Here is a 19077-nt window from a genome sequence, read left to right as displayed (position 1 = left end):
CAACCTCTGCGACGCGAAGGACGCGAGCTTGCGAGCTAATCCTTTAGGACTAGTCCTTTAGGGTTTTATTAGATTGATGATTAAGAGGCTTGCAGCCTCTTCCTAAGATCTCAAATGGGTTCTATAAAGCAACCATTTCGACTGCTGAAGGGACTTTTAAAGTCTTACAAGTAGTGAGAAAACGAGATGACCAAACACCGCTCATTACACATTTTGGTGGTGTTTCTTTGAAGTGGAATAAATGGGTGGCAATAGATGATCGGCAACAATCTCGCCAATGGAATGGACGTAGTGAAGTAGTTCAACGTCTTTTAGCCCAAAAATGCGAGCTTTGTGGAAGTCAGGAGAATATTGAAGTTCACCACATCCGCAAGTTAGCTGACTTAGAGCAAAAAGGACGTAAGCCACGCCCAGAATGGATGAAGAAAATGTCGGCGCGCCGACGTAAAACTCTGGTGGTTTGCCGTAACTGCCACCACAACATCCAATATGGACGCTATGATGGTCAATCCCCCAAGCGTAAAGATTACTGGAAAGCTACGTGATACGGAAACGGTCATGCGTAGTTTGGAGGAGGGTTGTTGGAAAAGTATCTACTAAGATAACTCGCTGGCAGCCTATCCTACCTCACGTACGGTTCTGAAGACGAGTCGCCTCGGTGACGAGGTGGCTTAGTTTAATCTTTCTGCAATGATTAGGGAGACTCTTTTAAGCTTGGTAAAGTAAGACAATAAACTAAAGTGAGCTTACATTTTATTTATTATCTAAATCAATAATTTTTTGAATTAAATTAGAAATATATTCAGCCTGACTCATAATCATCAAATGTCCACCATGTTTAATATTAAAATCTTCATGAACAAATTGATAGGGAAAAACGCGATCGCTTTCACCATGAATATGATAAGTATTCTCGGGAATTAATTCATTATTCCAAGTGACAATTTGATGAATTGCCCATTTGACAAAGCGAGCATTAGTATCAAACAAGATAGCTTTTAATAGTTTACGTTCATCAATAGTTTTTAGGCTAAAAAACCAGCTAGCAATCAATTTTGCCATCCAAAGCAGAAATTTTGCTGGTAAAAGTAAATAAATTGGTAACCAACGAAACATCTTGAAATAAAAAGGTATTTCCTGGCGATTTTTAGTACTAGAGATTAAAATTATTTTTTCAATCGCAATCTGCTTAGACATTTCAACAGCAATAATACCCCCAAAAGATAAGCCAATTAGGATTGGTTTTTTCGCTTTTATTTGATGAGTTAAGCGTTCTGTATAGTCCTTAATGCTTTCTCCTTTTTTTGGTTCTAACCACCTAATATGTATTGGCTGATACCCTTTGAATTTTAGCTTTTGAAAGACTCGTTCATCTGCACCCAAACCGCTAATACAGTAAATATCTTTGAGAGAATTTTCTAATTTTTCGTTAATTGTTGGTTGAGAATTTTTCTGGATCTTGCTAATGCTCACGATAAATAAGTTTATTGCTAATCAATTAGCCTTTTTAAATTGCTCGACTGCAATAATTAGTAGGGGAAATGTAAAATCACAAGATTGAGCTATTGTTCAAGAATCTCGCTAAGATCTCAATCATTATAAATTTAAACAACCAGAAAAAACTGTGGCTGTGCTGACAGAATGATATGAAAACACCTCATAGTGGCTATCACGGCAATCAAAGTACTCTTAGCTATTTTGAAGGCTGGTATTTCCGTTTGACTTTACCAGAGATCGAACAAACCTTTGCTTTTATGTATTCAATTCAAGATCCACTGGGTGATCGGCCTAATAGTGGTGGTGCAGTACAAATAATCGGTATTAATGAAGCTTACCTCTGTCGTATTTTGCCGAATGTTCAAAAGTTTTTTGCCGACAAGCATAATTTAATTTTTGGTCATTGGGGTAAAACAAATCTAGAAACTCAAGCAAAACTTTTATCGCCTAGAGAATTCAATACCTACATTGTAGAAGGATATCAAGCAACGGCAAATCTTAATCAGGGAAGTATTTATGATCCTGTACGAGACGAATATTGTCGCTGGGAATATCAAATCAAGCCTGTATACGGCTGGGGAAACTCTCAGCAGCCTCAACAATCATCTGCTGGGTTATTGTCTTCTGTACCGATATTTGAACCAGGATGGCAAATTACGATGGCGCACGGTTTAGCAACAGGTTCAATTGAATGGCGCGGTCAACGGTATCAGTTTGCTAATGCACCAGCCTATAGTGAGAAAAACTGGGGTAGCTCTTTTCCTCAAAAATGGTTTTGGCTCAACTGCAATAGTTTTCATGATGAAAGTGACTTAGCATTAACTGCGGGAGGCGGAATTAGACAAGTATTGTGGTGGCAAGAAGAAGTTGCTTTGATCGGCATTCATTATCAAGGAAAATTTTATGAATTTGCTCCCTGGAATTCTCAAGTAAGCTGGCAAATAAAGCCTTGGGGAGAATGGCGACTACAGGGAAAGTCGGCGCAGTCTAAACAATATAAAGTAGTTTTAAAAGGAGAAACAAATTTATCTGGTACTTATGTCCGTACTCCAACGGCAAAAGGTTTAGTGTTTAATTGCCGAGATACCACTCAAGCAAAACTGAGCTTATCCCTGTATGATTGCCTGGGTAGAACTATTGTTGAAGCCTATAGCAATCAGGCTGGTTTGGAAATAGGTGGCACACCTTGGGAAGAGACTTGGGTGGCAAGTAATCGAAAATGAGCAATATTTTAACTTAATTAACTTAAAGTACGACGATTAATTCTTGTAGCATATTTCCTTGAGAGTCGGTAACTTTAATCACTGTAAAGTTTTCTTGAAACTGTTCTTGACACTTGTAGCCAGATTTAAGATGAAGATCGGTTTTTAAACTTTCTAGCTGACAATATTGTTTAATAGTTAAGTGACTCATAATTAAATCTTGATAATAACTTGATAGAATCTTTAAAATTGGTTGTCGCTACAGCATAGCTAAAGATTACAATCTTGATTGTGATTTCGATCCGCTAGAATAAGTAGGTAGGTCAAATTAATTAGAAGATAGTCTGTTAGAGAATTAGGGAATTAGCGAGAGATAACTAATTACCATTAAAATCTATCTTGTTTTTGGTTTTAAATTTAATTCCGCCTAGCCACTTAATATGCGATCGCATTCCTTAAGTCTGCTTTTATTGCCGATTAATTAACCAATGATCTTATTGCTAAAATCGCCATGAATTTTAAGAGCGATCGCAATATCATATCTATTTGATTTAATTGTTTTATTTGAGCCTTGGTCTACTATTTTCCTCACAAGTTCCTCAAGTTTTGTTTGTACAATCTTTGGGTATGAAGAAATAACTCTAAATTCTTGTTAGTTTTTTAAACTTATTAATTGATAAGCCTGATTAGTTTACCTAGAGATAAAATCTTCAATTTTATTTAACAGATAACTTGAGTAATTATTTTGGTGATCCCAGCTAGCTGTTAAATGAGCAACTACAGGAGAAAAATGACTATGAAAGCGACACAGTTACTTCGCCAATATCGATATGGTATTTTAGATTTTCAAGGTGCAAGCCTACATTCTGTTCATCTTGAAGCAGCCGATCTAACTAGGATTAATTTAACTCAAGCAGATCTTAGTGATGCGGACTTAAACGATGCGGATTTGAGCGGTGCTTGTTTACAACAGGCTAATTTAACTAATGTTAGTTTGATAGGCGCTAGTTTAGTCGGTGCAAATTTATCAGAAGTAAATTTAATTGGTGCAGATTTAGAAAATGCCGATCTCCAAGGAGCAGATTTGAGTGGAGCAGACTTACGTTGTGCAAACTTAAGTGGAGCAGATTTGAGTAATGCTAATTTAACCGATGTCGATCTTGGGGGAGCAGATTTAACCAATGCTAACTTGAGCGAGGCAAAACTAGCGGGTACTGATATTTCTGTAGCCGAAATGGAAGGAGCAATTTTAAGTAATATAAATTGGGGAGGATCTCCCAGAAAGCAGGAGAATACATCTCATAATTGGGTTAGTTGGTCAGGTTAGGAATCATTGTTAGCAATTTTTTTAGCAATTAATTTTCTGACTCAAAACCCAGATATCCTCTAGGAGTAATCATCCATTCAGCATGGTTACGGGTAGTAGTATTGCCGATAATGACGGTAGTGAGCATATCTATCGGTTGCTCTAGCATTTTCTCGATGGTAGTTAAAATTACCTGTTCGTCATCCCGATATGCCCCATGGACGATCGCTACTGGAGTATCTGCTTGACGGTGTTGGGCAAAAATTTCTTGGGCGGTAACGATTTGTTGGGTGCGAGTTTGCGATCGCGGATTATATAGAGCCGTAATAAAATCACCACTGGCTGCTGCGGTAAGCCGTTTTTGAATCATCGACCAAGGAGTTAATAAATCACTGAGGCTGATGGCACAAAAATCGTGCATTAAAGGTGCGCCTACCCTTGATGCTGCCGATTGTAGCGCAGAAATACCAGGAAAGACTTTTACTTGGGGAGATATGCCATTCCAGCCATTTGCCTGTAATTCTTCTAAGACTAAACCTGCCATACCATAAATACCACAGTCTCCAGAGGAAACCACGGCGACGGTTAAACCCCACTGAGCGAGTTCAATAGCTCGTTTTGCTCGCTGTTGCTCTTGGGTAATGGGGGAAGATTCAACTATCTGTCCTGGGCGTTTTAAAGCTGCAATTAGATCGATATAGAGTTGATAGCCAATTACAACATCCGCTTCCGTGATGGCAGTTTTAGCAGCAGGAGTAATTTGATTTAAATTACCAGGGCCAATTCCGACTAGATATAATTTTCCTATTCGTCCAATATATTCTCGATCGGCTTGAGCGATCGCTACGGTAACTGCTCCCGATCGATCATCTGATTTGAAAATTTGTTTGGATACCAATAAGTTTTTGCCTGCTAAAATAGCAGCAGCTTCCGCTACGCTAGGGGTTCCCACTTCTTCTTTAACTACTTCCGAAGGTGTCGGCACATTTACCTGATTTAATTGTTCCGCTGTAAAAGTTTTAAAAATCAAATTGCGTCTTTGACATACTTCCACAATTCCCGTCTCATCGGCTTTTAAATCAATACTGACTATTCCCGCGATCGCTTCAGTCGCCAAGTGATAAGTCTGACAGGTTTCATTAATTGCTTGCTCAATTAACTCGCGAGAGGTATTTCGCTCACAACCAAGACCAATCCACAATACTTTAGGATGCCACTGAAGTTGAGGAAAATCATTTTTAGTCGCAATTTTTCTTTTAGTCGGACTAATCCAAACTCGTGCTTGAGGTTTAGCTTCTGCTTGAGTATCGATAAACCCAAAATAAAAAGGATGCTGTTGAGGTAAATGTTCTTGCCACAACATTGAACCAGCTTCTTGAATTACCTCTATTCTCTCTTGTTTGGCAATTGCTGCGGTTACTTCTGTCCAATTACCCTCTCCTTTGCGCCAGCCGTAGATAAACCCCAGAGTATCGATCGCTGGTAAGGATAGACTATAAGATGCTCCCGTAATGATGGCAGTTGCGCCAATTTGAGCTGCGATCGCCTGAGCCAGAAGATCTGCCTTACCTTGATGTCCACTACAAAGACTAATAACATAATTTCCTTGAGCATCTATTACCACCACCGCAGGATCTTGAGCCTTATGTTGCAAAAGGGGGGCAATTAACCGTACAACTGCACCAGCAGCCAAACAGAACACAAAAGCTTGATGTTGCTGCCAAATGAGAGCCAGATGCTCTTTCAGAGAACTATCATAGTGTTGAGCATTGCCTGAAAATTCTAACGAACTAGGCAACCACAGGGTAACATTTGGGTCTTGAGTTAAGCTGGTAATTACTTGTGCTGCTTGTTGATTAGTTGCGATCGCAGCAATGGGGGCAAACTGTTCAAAACAAGAATTGTTCAAGATATTATCCTGATTAGAAGCGAATAGACATCAATAAATTTACCGCAAATCTTCTCACTTACAGCAGTTTTCAATTGAGTAGACACATTAATTTATCGAAGTAATGGGTAATGGGTAATGGGTAATGGGTAATGGGTAATGGGTAATGGGTAATGGGTAATGGGTAATGGGTTCTATCCAACTGAAATTCGCTGTAATTATAAATTTGCAATTTTTGACAGACTACTACTGCTTAGTAATGCCTAAATCAGTATGAACTGTCTTGTATTCTTCATAATCTACCCCAAGCAAACCAGCGAAAGTTCCTGCACCACGATAGATAAATAGTAAAGCTTTAGCAACTGCTGCTTTACCCATCACTGAAGCGGGAATAAAGCTTAAAATACCCAATAAAATCAAACCCAATCCTTTAATCATCCTGACTAACCGAACCTGGAACGAAGGATATAGCTCTTTTTCGACTAAACTATGAGTACCCCAAGTCCGAAATCCTCGATTGAGAATCCAGTTTAAATTAGTCCGAGAAGCAGGAACCCACTCATAAGCGATCGCTTCATCTGCCCAAACAATCTTATAACCAGCTTCATTTAAACTTAAAAAGAAATGTGAATCTTCCCCTCCTGTCATCGCAAAACGGTTGTCAAATACAGGTTCATACTGACGAATGATTTCACCCTTGACCATGACATTATTGGTAAATGCAACATGGCGTATTGTTCCAGTCTGATAACGAGCAGTCTCAAACAAACCTCCTTTTTTAATCCAACTGGGAACATCGTCTTCTAAAAAGCGGGGAACAATTGGCCCTGTTACGACATCCGCCGCATATTTTTTTTGCGCTAGCAATAATTCTTCTAGCCAAGATGCTTCTGGAGTTTCATCATCATCAATAATTGCCACAAAATCTGCTGATTTACTAGCCAAACTAAGACATTTATTGCGAGCATAAGTAATACCTCTTTGTGGCTGTGTGGAGTATTTTAAAGACCAAAGAAAATCTGCTTCCATAGATTGACAAACTTGTTCTGCCACATTTTCCGTGTCATTGTCTACAACTATTACTTCAATCGCAGGACAATCTATTCTGGTAAAAGTTAAATTATTGATCGCCTTAAGCAGTCTTTTCAAGCCTTCAGGTCGCTTAAAAGTAATAATACAGATAGAAATAAGCATATTAATTTAGATTCTAATTGCAATAATAATTTCAACCATAGTTTTACTAACTCTCAAGTTAATTAAATATTTTATTAGATAGTTTTACTGACTTTTAGAGATAATTAGTAATTGGCATTATAGTGAAGCAGATCGGCAATAAGACTAGATACTTCTAGTAAAATTTAGCACAATTTTTCTCTTAGCCAAGAAAAATCATGGCTCTATTAGCAAAAACCGAAAAATCGTAGATACTATGAATGGCTAGTATAGTGTTACTAAATAACCACGATTTGAAATTATTGAAATTATTGAGATGGAATTTAATACTATAGTTGACTTAATTTTTTTGACGCTCGGAATTATGGTCTTAATTCCCTGTTTGATGTTTTTTGTCGAATGTTTAGCAGCATTTGTTTCAACTTTTCCTAGCTTTAACCCAGAAAATGTTAATCCTCAAGGGTCAGCGATCGCATCACGACCCAGAACCACAATTTTAATTCCTGCTCATAATGAAGCAGAACAAATTGTTAATGTTATTCAGGTTTTGCAAACTCAGTTAACCGAACAAGATCGAGTAATTGTCATTGCTGATAACTGTCATGATGATACTGCTGAATTAGCTAGAGCTACGAAAGTAGAGGTATTAGAACGCGAGCATAAAACAGATCGGGGTAAGGGATATGCTTTAGATTATGCAATTAAATATATGTTGAAAAACAATATTGATCCTGAAGTATTAGTTATTCTTGATGGAGACTGTATTGTTAAACCCGATACGATTAAAAATATTACCAGTAAAGCGATCGCTACAGGTAGACCAGTACAGGCGACCTATTTAATGGAGCAGCCAGATAATCCTAGCCTGAAAGATCGAGTCTCAATGTTCTCGATTAAAGTAAAAAATCAAGTACGCTTATTGGGTTTAAATCGCCTAGGTTGGCATAGCCTTCTAACAGGTTCGGGCATGGCGTTTCCTTGGTCACTGATTAATGACGCGATAGCTGACGCGCCAGCTAATCCTTTAGGAAATCCTTTAGGACAAGTTTCTTTAGCAGGTAGCAAAACTACCGATGATATGCAGCTAACGGTTGACTTGGCTTTGGCTGGTTCTACTCCAGTATTTTGTGAACATGCTTTGGTTATGGGTCGTCTGATGAAAGATAAAGACGCTCAAAGTCAGCGATCGCGCTGGGAACACGGACACTTAGAAATGATCGGAGTAGAAGTACCTCGGCTACTGAAGGCATTTATTAAGACCAAGAATTTGGCTGCTTTAGGACTAGCGTTAGATATTTTGATTCCTCCTTTGTCGTTACTGGTAATGATTTGGATGGCAAGTATGATCGGGTTTTGGTTAGTTGCCCTCGGTACGTCTGTCTCTAGCTTTCCCGCAGTTATTGTTACTATTGCTGGAGGGTTATTACTTACAGGTGTATTGTTAGCATGGAGCAAGTTTGGACGTGCCGATCTGCCTCTAAAAAATTTAATTGCCATTCCCTTCTATATTTTGGGTAAAATTCCCATCTATCTCAATTTTTTAGTCAAACCTCAAAGCAGATGGTTAAAAACCGAGAGAGATTTGCCCAATAATCATTGAATTTTGCTGTTAAGTTGCTCCATTGTATATTTTTAGTACTTAAGTTGATAATTTTGCCTTAATCATCTGTTAATCTAATATTTACTCAAGATCGTGTTGGCTTAAAAGCTTAGTAATATACTTGTTACATAGTGAGCAGCATAATTAAAAATATTATTAGTAGAGGTTAAATTAAGTGTTATCACCAGTCAAAACTGTAGAAATTTTTCAAACATCTCCTGAGCCTCACAATGTTTGTGCTGGAGATGTGATATTTACCTTGGGAGATGCAGGAAGTGTTATGTATGGCATCCTAGAAGGAGAAGTAGAAATTTCAGTTAATGGACAAGTATTAGAGACCATCTATCATGGTGATATCTTTGGCGAGGGAGCATTAGTTCATATCGATAGTAAACGCGCTTCCACAGCGATCGCCAAAACCGATTGCAAGTTAGCCATTATGGAACGCAAAAACTTTCTTTTTGCTGTACAACAAACTCCCATGTTTGCTTTAGAAATAATGCGTAGTTATAGCGATCGCCTTCGTCGTTTAAGAGAATCCGTCAGTAGTTAACAACACAACGGTGTCTATCACGAATATGTTATGCCCTTGTGGTACACCTACGGATATAAGTAGGTAGGTCAGATTAATTAGAAGATAGTCTGGTAGGGAATTAGGGAACTAGGGAATTAGGGAGAGATAACTAATTACCATTAAAATTTATCTTGTTTTTGGTTTTATATTTAATTCCGCCTAACTACTTACCTTTAGGGTCGCTTCGTCCTTTAGGGCATTCGGGCTACCGTGTCGGTTAATCAATTGTTCACTGCTCACTGTTTACTGTTCATTGCTCATTGCTCATTGCTCATTGCTCATTGTTCACTGCTCACTGCTCATTGATAAATCTATCTTTGGGTGGAGCAAAACTTATTACTTTAGGAGGTGCTGGCAAAGTTAAGAAAAAGTCTAGCCTAGTAGTAATTAACGCATTCCTCAAGAAAACGATACGAGTTAATTAAACTAGGCGAGGAAATAAATAATTATGTTTGCTAATGAACTTGTTTTTAATTTATACAAGCTAGCGCAATATTCAATAGTTGAAAGAGATTTAATGCCAGAAGAATCTTCCGTTCTTTTTTCTGGCCCCAAATTCCTGGTAGCATTATTGGCTGGGATCTTAATGGCATTTGCCTTTCAATTATTATTAACTAATTTTACAGTTGCTGTCGGAATTCCGATTCTAGCTAGCGATGACGACGATGACGATGATGATCGACCAGATACTTTAGGCGGAAAAGTTCGTAAAACTGAAGCAAAAATTGGGCTTTGGGCATTAATTACTGGCAGTATTGCCTTATTCGCTGCTTCCTATTTAGCAGTCAAACTGAGTTTGATTGAAAGCCCCTTACTAGGTGTAATTATTGGGATAGTGATCTGGGCTGCCTATTTTTCGCTGATTATGTGGCTGGGTTCCTCGGCAGTAGGTTCTTTAATTGGTTCTTTAGTTAATACTGCCACCTCTGGCTTACAAGGGTTGATGGGAACAGCAACTGGTGCGATTGGTGCCAATATTGCCAGAAAAAGTGCGATCGCCACAGCTGAAGATATTACTGCTGCCGTGCGTGAAGAATTAACTTCTGGTTTAACTCCTGAAAAACTCAATCAGACTTTAGCGACTTCTTTAAGTTCTCTACAATTACCTTCATTAAATATTCCCGAAATTCGCTCTCAATTTGAAAAGTTACTAGGTGATGTAGATTTAGAATCTCTCGGCGATATGCCTGGGGGCATAGCTTCGCAACGCGATTTGCTCAACAATATCAACCGTGAGACTTTGATAGATTTTCTAGGCAGTCGTACCAACTTGTCTAAAACAGATCTTAACCGCGTTGGCGAGCAACTAGAAGGTGTTTGGCAACAAGTTCTCAATCGCCAAAATCCCACTGAGAAAATCATTACTTTAATCAAAGAAACCAACCCAGACGAGCTGAATACAGAAAAGCTCAACGAACGAATTCAAGAATTAGTTGCAGCGGGAACATCGGGCAATGGCAAAAGTAATGGCATAGTCAGACAAGCTGTTCAAACAGGCGTTGGTAGGGCTATACCAGCCGTCATGGAGAGAGTTAACCTTTCTGATGTGGATATCGACAAAATCACTAGCCAATTGCAACAGCTTAAAGGTAAAGCTCAACAAGTAGATGTCGAGCAGATTACTCATAAGTTACAAGAGTTGAGAGATAAAGCAGGCGAAAAAGTAACAGAAATAGCTCCTGTCGCATCTTCTAAGACGATTCAAGCTGACATAGAAGATTACATTCTCAATTCATTGCCTTGGCAATTTAACCATCGCAATCTGATCGATGAATTCAAAGAAGTTATCTACGATCCTAATGCCAATGCTGGAAGCGTTAGCCAACAATTGTCACAACTCAATAAAGAGTATTTTGTTTATTTACTGAAACGACGCGGCGATTTCAGTCCATCGAGAATTGGCAACATTGCTAAAGACATGGAGCAAATACGCATCGAAGTTCTAGAAACTGTGCAAAATGCCGACAGTGAAGAAACATCTCAAGATCTGCGTAGCAGAATTGAAAATTACCTCCGTTCGACTGGTAAAGAAGAGCTTAATCCTGACGCGATTGGACAGGATTTTTCTACTCTACTCGAAGATCCAAACGCAGGATTGGAAGAGCTACAAAAACGCTTCTCGCAATTCGATCGCGATACTCTGGTGCAACTACTCAAGCAAAGAGACGACATTAGTGAAGAAGAAGCTAATAATATCGTCGGTCAACTTGAGCATACCCGCGAGAATGTTTTAAATCGAGCCAGAGAATTGCAAGAGCAAACGCAAGCCAAGGCTCAAGAAGTAAGACAAAGAGTGGAAGACTATCTGCGTAATACTCAAAAAGAAGAACTAAATCCCGACGCGATTGAACGGGAATTACAAACGCTGCTAGAAGATCCACAAGCAGGATTTAAAGCTTTACAGACGCGAGTATCACAGTTTGATCGCGATACTCTAGTACAGCTATTATCACAGCGAGAAGATTTGAGCGAAGAACAAATCAATCAAATTATCGATCGCGCTGAATCTGTACGAGATCGTATTTTGCAAGCACCACAGCAGGTAGCCGAGCAAGCTAAACAACGTTCCCAAGCAACAATCGCTTCGATTAGCGAATATCTGCGCAATACTAACTTACAAGAGCTTAATCCTGAAGGAATTCAGCAAGATTTGACTAAATTGCTCGATAATCCCAAAGAAGGTGCTTTAGCCTTGCGCGATCGCCTTTCTCAAGTAGATCGGGAAACTCTAGTCAAATTACTATCCCAGCGAGAAGACTTGAGCGAAGAGCAAGTTAATCAAACTATCGACCAAGTAGAAGAGGCAATTCAAAATATCGTTCGTGCGCCACAGCGTTTGGCAAAACGAACCACCAAACAGGTATTGGACTTTGAAGCCAATCTGGAAAACTATCTGCGCAATACTGATAAAGAAGAACTTAATCCTGAAGGAATCAAGCGCGATCTGCAAATCTTAGTGCAAGATCCCCGTGCAGGAATGGGTACTTTGCTAGAACGATTTTCTCAGTTTGATCGCGAAACTTTGGTTGCGGTACTTTCTCAACGAGAAGACATATCCGAAGAAGAAGCCAATCAAATTGTCGCTCGCATTGTATCCGTGCGTGACTCAATCCAAGAGCAGTTTCAACAGATTCAACAGAAGATGCAGTCTGTGCTTGACAGTATTTTCGGTAAGGTTCGAGATTATCTCAATTCTCTAGAACGTCCCGAACTTAACTATGAAGGGATTAAACAAGACTTTGCTCAAATATTTGACGATCCCAAAGTAGGATTTGAAGCCTTGCGCGATCGCTTAGGTGAATTTGATCGTGATACTCTAATTGCTGTCTTAAGTTCTCGCGAAGACATTTCTGAAGAACAAGCTAATCAGATTGTTAATCGCATTGAGGAAGCACGAGATGGCGTATTGAATCAAGCTGAACGTATCCAGCAAGAAACCCAAAAACGTCTGAGCGCTATTAAAGCAGAAGCGAAAAGACAAGCCAAAGATACCAGAAAAGCCGTTAGCGATGCAGCTTGGTGGTTATTCGGTGCTTCTTTCACCTCTTTAGTAGCCAGTGCGATCGCTGGGTTTGTGGCTGTTAGTTATTAGATTGATTGCAGAAGTAAATAGGAAAAAAAAGAGAATATTGCTTTTGAACTAAAAATTAAAATCCTTCTTTCCACGCTAATTTCAGATTTTAGCGTGGATTTTTTTGGTAATTAACTAACCCCAAAAATAGGTGATTAAGCAATATCAATAAAGTAAGCATCAAAAATATTTTTAACAGTTAAATTGTATAGGAACTGACTGAGTTAACCAAACGCCTTTATCTGACAAGTAAAATTGATGTCCAGACTCATGCATTTTTTGAGCAAGAACTATGAGAACAATTGGCTTGCCATGACGTTGACCAACTTTAATTGTTGTTTGTATCTCTGCCGAAAGATGAACATATAAACTATTGTGAACTAAGTATGACACCAGAAGAACAAGAAATTATTGATGAAAAGTTGAAAGTAGTAGCCTTTATACTTTATAAAACCTATTTAGGATTTATAAGATCTGTTTAAATGAATGTTTCTTCTTTAGTTCAAATTCTCGTCATTCTCTTGCTCGTTGCCACTGGCGTAGCTCTTTTGTCACGATGGCTGCGAATTCCTTATGTCACGGGTTTGGTATTAGCAGGTTTGCCGATTACTGAGGTATTTTCTCGTCGTATTGGTTTAGATCCTTCCCTGGTTTTGAATCTTCTCCTGCCAATTCTGCTCTTTGACGCTGCTATTAATACAGATCTCAGTCGTTTACGAAGCACATTTAAACCAATTGCCCTGCTAGCTGGTCCAGGGTCGGTGTTTTCTTCTGCTATTATTGCTGCTCTGTTAAAATTTGGGCTTGGACTGACTTGGATCCCCGCACTGCTTATAGGAGTAATCCTGGCAAACACAGATACAGTCTCCATGATTGCCGTTTTTAAAGAAATCCACGTCCCCTCAAAGCTTTCCACCATCGTTGAAGGAGAAACCCTTTTAAATGATGCTGCTGCTTTAGTTTCGTTTAACCTGATTTTGACAGTATATGAAACAGGTTCGCTCACCTTTCTAGGGGGAGTTCAAGAACTACTGTATGTCGCTCTCGGAGGCAGTGTCGTAGGATTGGTCTTGGGTTACTTGAGTCTACCGATATTTACTCGTTTAGACGATCCCCTCAGCAGTCTCTTACTCACAGTCGCAGTTTCATTAGGAACTTTTCAGGTTGGACAATTTCTCGGCGTATCGGGTGCTGTGGCTGTGGTCGTGGCTGGATTGATTTTCGGAAATCTTGGGATTTCTCGCACTCCTTCCGCTTCTGAGCGAATTACATTGTTGAGTTTTTGGGAATATGCCAGTTTTGGGGTCAATTCCTTTATTTTTCTGCTAATTGGTATAGAAATTAACCCAATAACGCTTTGGAGGATCTTGCCATCCATTCTGTTCGTCGTTCTCGCGTACCAACTAGGACGAATTTTTTCAGTCTATCCACTTTTAGCAGGGCTTCGCTGGTTTGACCGTCCAATTCCCCTACGCTGGCAGCACGTTCTGTTTTTCGGTAACATTAAAGGCTCTCTTTCGATGGCACTGGCTCTTAGCGTTCCTTTCGCTCTGCCAGAACGAGCAGAAATCATTACTTTGGTCTTTGGTGCAGTACTTTTCTCCCTGGTAGGACAGGGATTAAGCTTACCTTGGCTAGTTAAGCGGCTGAAATTATCTAACTTTTCAAGCTCTCGCCAACAGATTGAACAATGGCAAGCCCAGTTGATGACAGCTAAAGCAGCTCAGGATGAATTAGACAGTCTTTTGAAGTCAGGAGTATTGCCCAAAGCTGTTTATGAAGAAATGCGAGCTGCTTATCAGGTGCGAGTAGCAGGGGCAGAAAAGGCATTGCGCGAGATCTATAATCATCGTTCGGATGAGTTTGGCAATCAAAGTAACGAGTTGACTAAACTCGATACAATTCGCCGCCGCTTACTGTTAGCAGAGAAAGCAGCGCTCAACGAGGCGATGCGTAAGCGAATCCTCTCAGAAACAATTGTGCGATCGCGCTTACAAACTATCGACGAACAACTGCTAAGGTTAGAGGAGGACTAGGGTTTTTTTAGAAACCCGGTACAGAAGTTGAAGGTTTGCGATGATTTTGATTTTTAATGACTCTGCCGGGACTGATAAAAGAAATTCCTTGTTGGAAACTACTACCAATCATAATTGCCTCAATGGCAGGTTCAGAAACTTCTGTTTGAGCGACCCACTCGACAATAAAATTCGCTCCCGAACCTCCACTTGTATCAGTCGTATCAACAAAAAAATCGACAGAAGCCAGAGCAGCGATCTCAATAGGACGCTCTATGTTTCATTAAAACTAATTATTTACAGCCTTCAATAAAATCAATGACTTGATGTAATAGTCCGGGTTTAGTCACCATCAATATGGTCGAACCGGACTCAAGGACTGTACTGCCGTTAGGGATAGTCAAATCCTCGTGGGGATGAGCTTGATAGCCAATGACAAGAGAACCCGTAGGAAACTTCGGATCTTGGGCAATTTCGGCGACGCTACGACCTACCACGTAGCAATTGTTGGGGATGGCAAGTTTTAGAACTTCTATCTGTCCTTGCTCGAAGTGCATCATCGATTCCACTTGGGGATACTCGATGGCATTAACCATCGTTGAAACCGCTAAATCGACAGTACTGACGATATGAGTGGCTCCTGTTAAGGATAAGGGATCGGCAAAATCGCGATGGCGCATTCGAGAGAGAATTTGAGGAACACCGTAATTTTTAGCCAGCGCCACCAGTGCTAAGTTCAAAGCATCGTTTCGGAGAACGGCTGCCACGGCATCGGCTTTAAGAATTCCCGCTTCTAACAATACTTCTGTCTTCACAGCGCTGCCTTCAAAAGCCATTACCCCCAATTGTTCCCGGGCATAGCGACAAGCGTTAGGATCAATATCGACAACGGCGACCGTATGCCTAAGTTCCACTAGTTTTTGGGCTAAACTTAGTCCTACTAAACCCGATCCACCAATTAGCACGTACATAGCTGTCTAAAATGCTCTTCAACTTTTTATTTCACTTTACAGGTAATTGTGACGAACTGAAATTATAATCACTCCGACCCGAAATTCATTGCTTCTATACTTTTTTTTCATCAGCAAAGTTCGATATCAATACCATTCCAAGCAGTAGTACAATTGTTAGTACTGCAAAATACCTTGACATAGAATCTTCCGCTCACAATCTAACTATTTATTAGACTGAAACTGAAATTTTCTAGCTAGATATTATATCAGGTACGTTTGAACAGTTAAATGTTTGAATAGTGGGGAATTAGGGAACTAGGGAATTAGGGAATAACTTTATTTAAAGTAATCATGCGAACTTGATATTAACTCTATATGGGGAAAAACATTAACTTTCGATATATGAACTTTATAGATCGATATAGATAAAATAATATTAAGGAACTTTTGCACTGCACCCACACTTGCGATCGCTGGTTTTCTAGCAGTTAGCTATTAAATCAGTAACGCTTTTGCTCTTTTTCTCAATTATCAAGTAAAAAATTGTCTAATTCAGCAGATCCCAAAAATATTTTAGTCAAGTTAGTAACAGCGATCGCCAATACTTTAGAGGTCGATCGCTGTTTTCTTTATGTTCGCGATCCTCAAAGCCGTCTAGGTCAGGTAGCTTGTTGCTATTGTCGTAATCCCCAAGTTCCTGACCTTAGCAGTAATCAATGGAGAGTAGAAACAGATCTAGAAGCTAAAGATCCCCTGTTTGCAGCAGCTTTAAATTGTAAACCTGCGGTGTATGTAGAAGATGTAGAAACTGCTTCTCCTGAGATAGTAAACCGTGAGTATGAGGCTCGTGAATTTGGACATCGAGCTTTGATTCATGCTCATCTTTGTGCAGAAGGAAAGTTGTGGGGAATTGTACAACCCTGTGTGTTTGAGCATCCTCGACAGTGGACAACAACAAATCGAGAATTTATGGAAACGATGGTAATTCAGATGAACCCCTTAGTTCAACAATACGTACAAAAAAATATTAGTGGTGGAGGAAAATAAAGATGATTGTAAACATGAAAGCGGACGGCTGGGAAATTATTTACCATCGCGCCCATGCTCTACTCGCAGCCCAAATTGCGGCACATTGGAATCAAGCGGATTCACCTCTACGCATTATCGATACTATTGCTGCTATTTCTCATCATGACGATCTAGAAAAGGAATGGGAAGAAGATATGTTAACCGAGGCTGGTGCGCCCAAAGATTTTACCTTAGAAAAACAGAAATCATCGGTAGAAAAGTTAAACAAGCACATCGAATCAGCGTTATATCGAGGACGATGGGTAGCGTTATTAACTTCAATGCATACTTGTTTTCTACATCAAAGCAATGAACCAAAAGAAATTGCTGACTTTGTTAAGGAACAGAAACGCTTACAACAAGTTTGGTGCAAAGAATTAGGCGTAAGCCAAAAAGAAGCCGACTCTTCTTATCAGTTTATGAAATGGTGCGATCGCCTGTCTCTAATTTTATGTCAGCAGCAAATTCCCGATAATAACCGTAAGCTAGAAATAAACGATGGGCCTGATGGTCAAAAATACTATATTGCTATGTCTGATGAGAACTCCCTCACAGTTACTCCTTGGTGTTTTACTGAAGATAAGGTCAAATTTTATGTAGAGACATCTCATCTATCTCAGGTTGAGTTTAAAGACAACACTGAAATAATAGAAGCATTAAAGAATGCACCCCGTAAATACCAAGAGTGGATCTTCGAGAAAAGTAAATAGGTAACCCGATCAGATCGCCTTACAGAGATGCAACGCCTGGAGATCGATCTGATCATCTTAACCACCACCTCCGCAACCGCCTCCGCAGCCGCCTCCACAACCACCTCCGCAGCCGCCTCCGCAACCGCCTCCACAACCACCAAAACTATCAGAACCACTACTGCTAGTTTTACGGGATTTTGATTTTGATTTTGATTCAGGTTGAAGATCGACTGTAGTAGATAAACTAGAAATAATAAAAATCATGACCGAAAGTAAGATCATCAAGATAATAAAAGCTAATAAAAATGCTGAATTTTTAGCAGATGAATGATTAATTGGGTTTAAGTTCAAAAAGTTACCTAAAAAAGTAACTTTGATCAGTGAAGCTTCTCCTGGCAATAAAGACCGAAGAGAATTAAATTTGATCGTGCGATCGCCTATTAAACTACTGTTAAAATCTCCTCCCATACTATAGTAATTTCTGACTGTGCCTACTAAAGATTCAGGTAGATTAACTACGATTTCTGCATGATTGATTGGTGCATCTCTTTTGGGAAAAATTGCTTTCCAGTTTAGTCGATCTGCTCCGTAATTATTGATAGTTGCGCCAATGGCACGATATTTTAAAATAAAAGTATGAGTATCTAAATCGCTTAAATTTTCTTGCCACTTAATCCAAAAGCGATCGCCTTCAGTAGCGGTTTCTATCGGTAAGAGATGATCATCTTCAAATACTTGAACATCTTTAATTTCTTTAACCCGATCTAACTTGATAAATCGATAATGTTCAGGAGAATGTTGGTCAGTAAAAACATATTTTTGTGTTTCTGTTACTAATAAATCGCCGTTATCTTGAAGATCGAGATTAACATTTAAAAAGTCCCAGTAAAAAGGATAATAGTTGGCAAATCCAGGTAATGTAACCCCAAAAAATATCAATAGCCCCAAAAATATGGAAATAATTGCTGTGGCTTGTTTGCTAAAGATAAAATCAATCTGATTGGTAATATTTTCCCAAGCTAGATGTGGTTTGGCAATAATCCAATTTTCTTTGGTATTAACTCGCTTAAAAATTAAATCTTTGCCAAAACGATTTTCTGGAGATGACCAAATATCTTCAGGTGGCTGATGACCAAATATCTTCGTATAACTAACTAAAGTTTGATGATATAAATCATGATATTTAATCTGTTCTGATTTGCCTCCTTGGGTGGGCTGATGATGTAAAGGTTGCCCCAACACATTCGGACAAAATTCATCCCAATAGGAATGAGTATAGGTAAGATGCAAATGCCAAACTTGGTCTACTTGTTCTGATGGTGTAACCAGATGTCCTGCAACTACCGCCAAGAAAACAAATTTTCGATATTCTTGGATCACCCGATTAGCATACTCAATGTCCCAGCCATTTTCCTTGGCTAAACGTTGACTAAAAGCAAAATTAGTATCAGGTCTCTCGAAAGAGAAAGCTTCAATTTTGCTTAAAAGTTGTTTTTGTTCGACATTCACAACATTCATGTCATTTATTTGTACTGATA

General features: G+C 39.3%; 17 protein-coding genes. 9 read left to right on the top strand and 8 right to left on the bottom strand.

Going from position 1 to position 19077, the window contains the following annotated elements; all coding sequences use genetic code 11:
* The first annotated feature begins 89 nt into the window (after positions 1–89).
* Entirely contained in the window at positions 90–545 is a 456-nt protein-coding gene (locus KME09_23950) for a hypothetical protein (GenBank protein ID MBW4536990.1), read from the top strand.
* Between the two features lie 208 nt (positions 546–753).
* Here KME09_23950 and KME09_23945 read toward each other — a convergent pair whose 3' ends face one another.
* Positions 754–1473 carry an alpha/beta hydrolase gene (locus KME09_23945; protein MBW4536989.1) on the bottom strand — a complete coding sequence of 240 codons (720 nt, stop codon included), beginning with the start codon at positions 1471–1473 and terminating at the stop codon, positions 754–756.
* Between the two features lie 173 nt (positions 1474–1646).
* Between KME09_23945 and KME09_23940 the strand changes: the two genes are divergently transcribed.
* Positions 1647–2720, top strand: a complete 1074-nt coding sequence (locus KME09_23940; GenBank protein MBW4536988.1) for a tocopherol cyclase family protein — start codon at positions 1647–1649, stop codon at positions 2718–2720.
* Positions 2721–2742: 22 nt separating this feature from the next.
* Here the strand turns inward: KME09_23940 and KME09_23935 are convergent, their stop codons facing one another.
* Complete coding sequence (locus KME09_23935) at positions 2743–2910, bottom strand: hypothetical protein (GenBank protein MBW4536987.1); 168 nt, start codon at positions 2908–2910, stop codon at positions 2743–2745.
* 585 nt (positions 2911–3495) lie between these two features.
* Here KME09_23935 and KME09_23930 point away from each other — a divergent pair.
* Complete coding sequence (locus KME09_23930) at positions 3496–4026, top strand: pentapeptide repeat-containing protein (protein MBW4536986.1); 531 nt, start codon at positions 3496–3498, stop codon at positions 4024–4026.
* Between the two features lie 28 nt (positions 4027–4054).
* Here the strand turns inward: KME09_23930 and cobJ are convergent, their stop codons facing one another.
* Together cobJ and KME09_23920 are read right to left on the bottom strand one after the other, a co-directional pair.
* Positions 4055–5914 carry a precorrin-3B C(17)-methyltransferase gene (cobJ, locus tag KME09_23925; GenBank protein MBW4536985.1) on the bottom strand — a complete coding sequence of 620 codons (1860 nt, stop codon included), beginning with the start codon at positions 5912–5914 and terminating at the stop codon, positions 4055–4057.
* Positions 5915–6139: 225 nt separating this feature from the next.
* Positions 6140–7087, bottom strand: a complete 948-nt coding sequence (locus KME09_23920; protein ID MBW4536984.1) for a glycosyltransferase — start codon at positions 7085–7087, stop codon at positions 6140–6142.
* 295 nt (positions 7088–7382) lie between these two features.
* Here KME09_23920 and KME09_23915 point away from each other — a divergent pair, with 295 nt between their 5' ends.
* The 3 genes from KME09_23915 (at position 7383) to KME09_23905 (ending at position 12832) form a co-directional block, all read left to right on the top strand.
* On the top strand, positions 7383–8666 hold the full coding sequence (locus tag KME09_23915; GenBank protein MBW4536983.1) for a glycosyltransferase family 2 protein: 1284 nt from the start codon (positions 7383–7385) through the stop codon (positions 8664–8666).
* Positions 8667–8841: 175 nt separating this feature from the next.
* Positions 8842–9219, top strand: a complete 378-nt coding sequence (locus KME09_23910) for a Crp/Fnr family transcriptional regulator (protein ID MBW4536982.1) — start codon at positions 8842–8844, stop codon at positions 9217–9219.
* Positions 9220–9688: 469 nt separating this feature from the next.
* Positions 9689–12832 carry an MFS transporter gene (locus KME09_23905; GenBank protein MBW4536981.1) on the top strand — a complete coding sequence of 1048 codons (3144 nt, stop codon included), beginning with the start codon at positions 9689–9691 and terminating at the stop codon, positions 12830–12832.
* Between the two features lie 171 nt (positions 12833–13003).
* On the opposite strand, the gene KME09_23900 is transcribed toward KME09_23905, so the two are convergent.
* Complete coding sequence (locus KME09_23900; GenBank protein MBW4536980.1) at positions 13004–13204, bottom strand: RNA 2'-phosphotransferase; 201 nt, start codon at positions 13202–13204, stop codon at positions 13004–13006.
* An 89-nt stretch (positions 13205–13293) separates the two neighbouring features.
* Here KME09_23900 and KME09_23895 point away from each other — a divergent pair, with 89 nt between their 5' ends.
* A complete protein-coding gene (locus tag KME09_23895; GenBank protein ID MBW4536979.1) occupies positions 13294–14847 on the top strand; it encodes a sodium:proton antiporter in 1554 nt (517 codons plus the stop codon).
* 7 nt (positions 14848–14854) lie between these two features.
* Here the strand turns inward: KME09_23895 and KME09_23890 are convergent, their stop codons facing one another.
* Positions 14855–15103, bottom strand: a complete 249-nt coding sequence (locus KME09_23890; GenBank protein MBW4536978.1) for a DUF3124 domain-containing protein — start codon at positions 15101–15103, stop codon at positions 14855–14857.
* A gap of 16 nt (positions 15104–15119) precedes the next feature.
* Positions 15120–15797, bottom strand: a complete 678-nt coding sequence (locus KME09_23885) for a TrkA family potassium uptake protein (GenBank protein ID MBW4536977.1) — start codon at positions 15795–15797, stop codon at positions 15120–15122.
* A 525-nt stretch (positions 15798–16322) separates the two neighbouring features.
* Here KME09_23885 and KME09_23880 point away from each other — a divergent pair.
* Positions 16323–16826, top strand: a complete 504-nt coding sequence (locus KME09_23880; protein ID MBW4536976.1) for a GAF domain-containing protein — start codon at positions 16323–16325, stop codon at positions 16824–16826.
* 2 nt (positions 16827–16828) lie between these two features.
* The gene (locus KME09_23875; protein MBW4536975.1) at positions 16829–17557 is read left to right on the top strand and encodes a DUF3891 family protein; all 729 of its coding nucleotides are present in this window, start codon (positions 16829–16831) and stop codon (positions 17555–17557) included.
* Between the two features lie 57 nt (positions 17558–17614).
* On the opposite strand, the gene KME09_23870 is transcribed toward KME09_23875, so the two are convergent.
* Entirely contained in the window at positions 17615–19057 is a 1443-nt protein-coding gene (locus KME09_23870) for a DUF2207 domain-containing protein (protein ID MBW4536974.1), read from the bottom strand.
* Positions 19058–19077 lie beyond the last annotated feature (20 nt).

This window comes from Pleurocapsa minor HA4230-MV1, from assembly GCA_019359095.1.
Lineage (GTDB): Bacteria > Cyanobacteriota > Cyanobacteriia > Cyanobacteriales > Xenococcaceae > Waterburya > Waterburya minor.
The sequence above is the reverse complement of the archived record's forward strand: the minus strand, read 5'-3'. Positions and strand labels throughout refer to the sequence as shown.

What these genes read in the sequence shown, in the direction of transcription:
- KME09_23885 (MBW4536977.1), bottom strand. Translation starts at nt 15,797, where the DNA reads ATGTACGTGCTAATTGGTGGATCGGGTTTAGTAGGACTAAGTTTAGCC.
- KME09_23940 (MBW4536988.1), top strand. Translation starts at nt 1,647, where the DNA reads ATGAAAACACCTCATAGTGGCTATCACGGCAATCAAAGTACTCTTAGC.
- KME09_23935 (MBW4536987.1), bottom strand. Translation starts at nt 2,910, where the DNA reads ATGAGTCACTTAACTATTAAACAATATTGTCAGCTAGAAAGTTTAAAA.
- KME09_23930 (MBW4536986.1), top strand. Translation starts at nt 3,496, where the DNA reads ATGAAAGCGACACAGTTACTTCGCCAATATCGATATGGTATTTTAGAT.
- KME09_23915 (MBW4536983.1), top strand. Translation starts at nt 7,383, where the DNA reads ATGGAATTTAATACTATAGTTGACTTAATTTTTTTGACGCTCGGAATT.
- KME09_23920 (MBW4536984.1), bottom strand. Translation starts at nt 7,087, where the DNA reads ATGCTTATTTCTATCTGTATTATTACTTTTAAGCGACCTGAAGGCTTG.
- KME09_23905 (MBW4536981.1), top strand. Translation starts at nt 9,689, where the DNA reads ATGTTTGCTAATGAACTTGTTTTTAATTTATACAAGCTAGCGCAATAT.
- KME09_23875 (MBW4536975.1), top strand. Translation starts at nt 16,829, where the DNA reads ATGATTGTAAACATGAAAGCGGACGGCTGGGAAATTATTTACCATCGC.
- KME09_23870 (MBW4536974.1), bottom strand. Translation starts at nt 19,057, where the DNA reads ATGAATGTTGTGAATGTCGAACAAAAACAACTTTTAAGCAAAATTGAA.
- KME09_23895 (MBW4536979.1), top strand. Translation starts at nt 13,294, where the DNA reads ATGAATGTTTCTTCTTTAGTTCAAATTCTCGTCATTCTCTTGCTCGTT.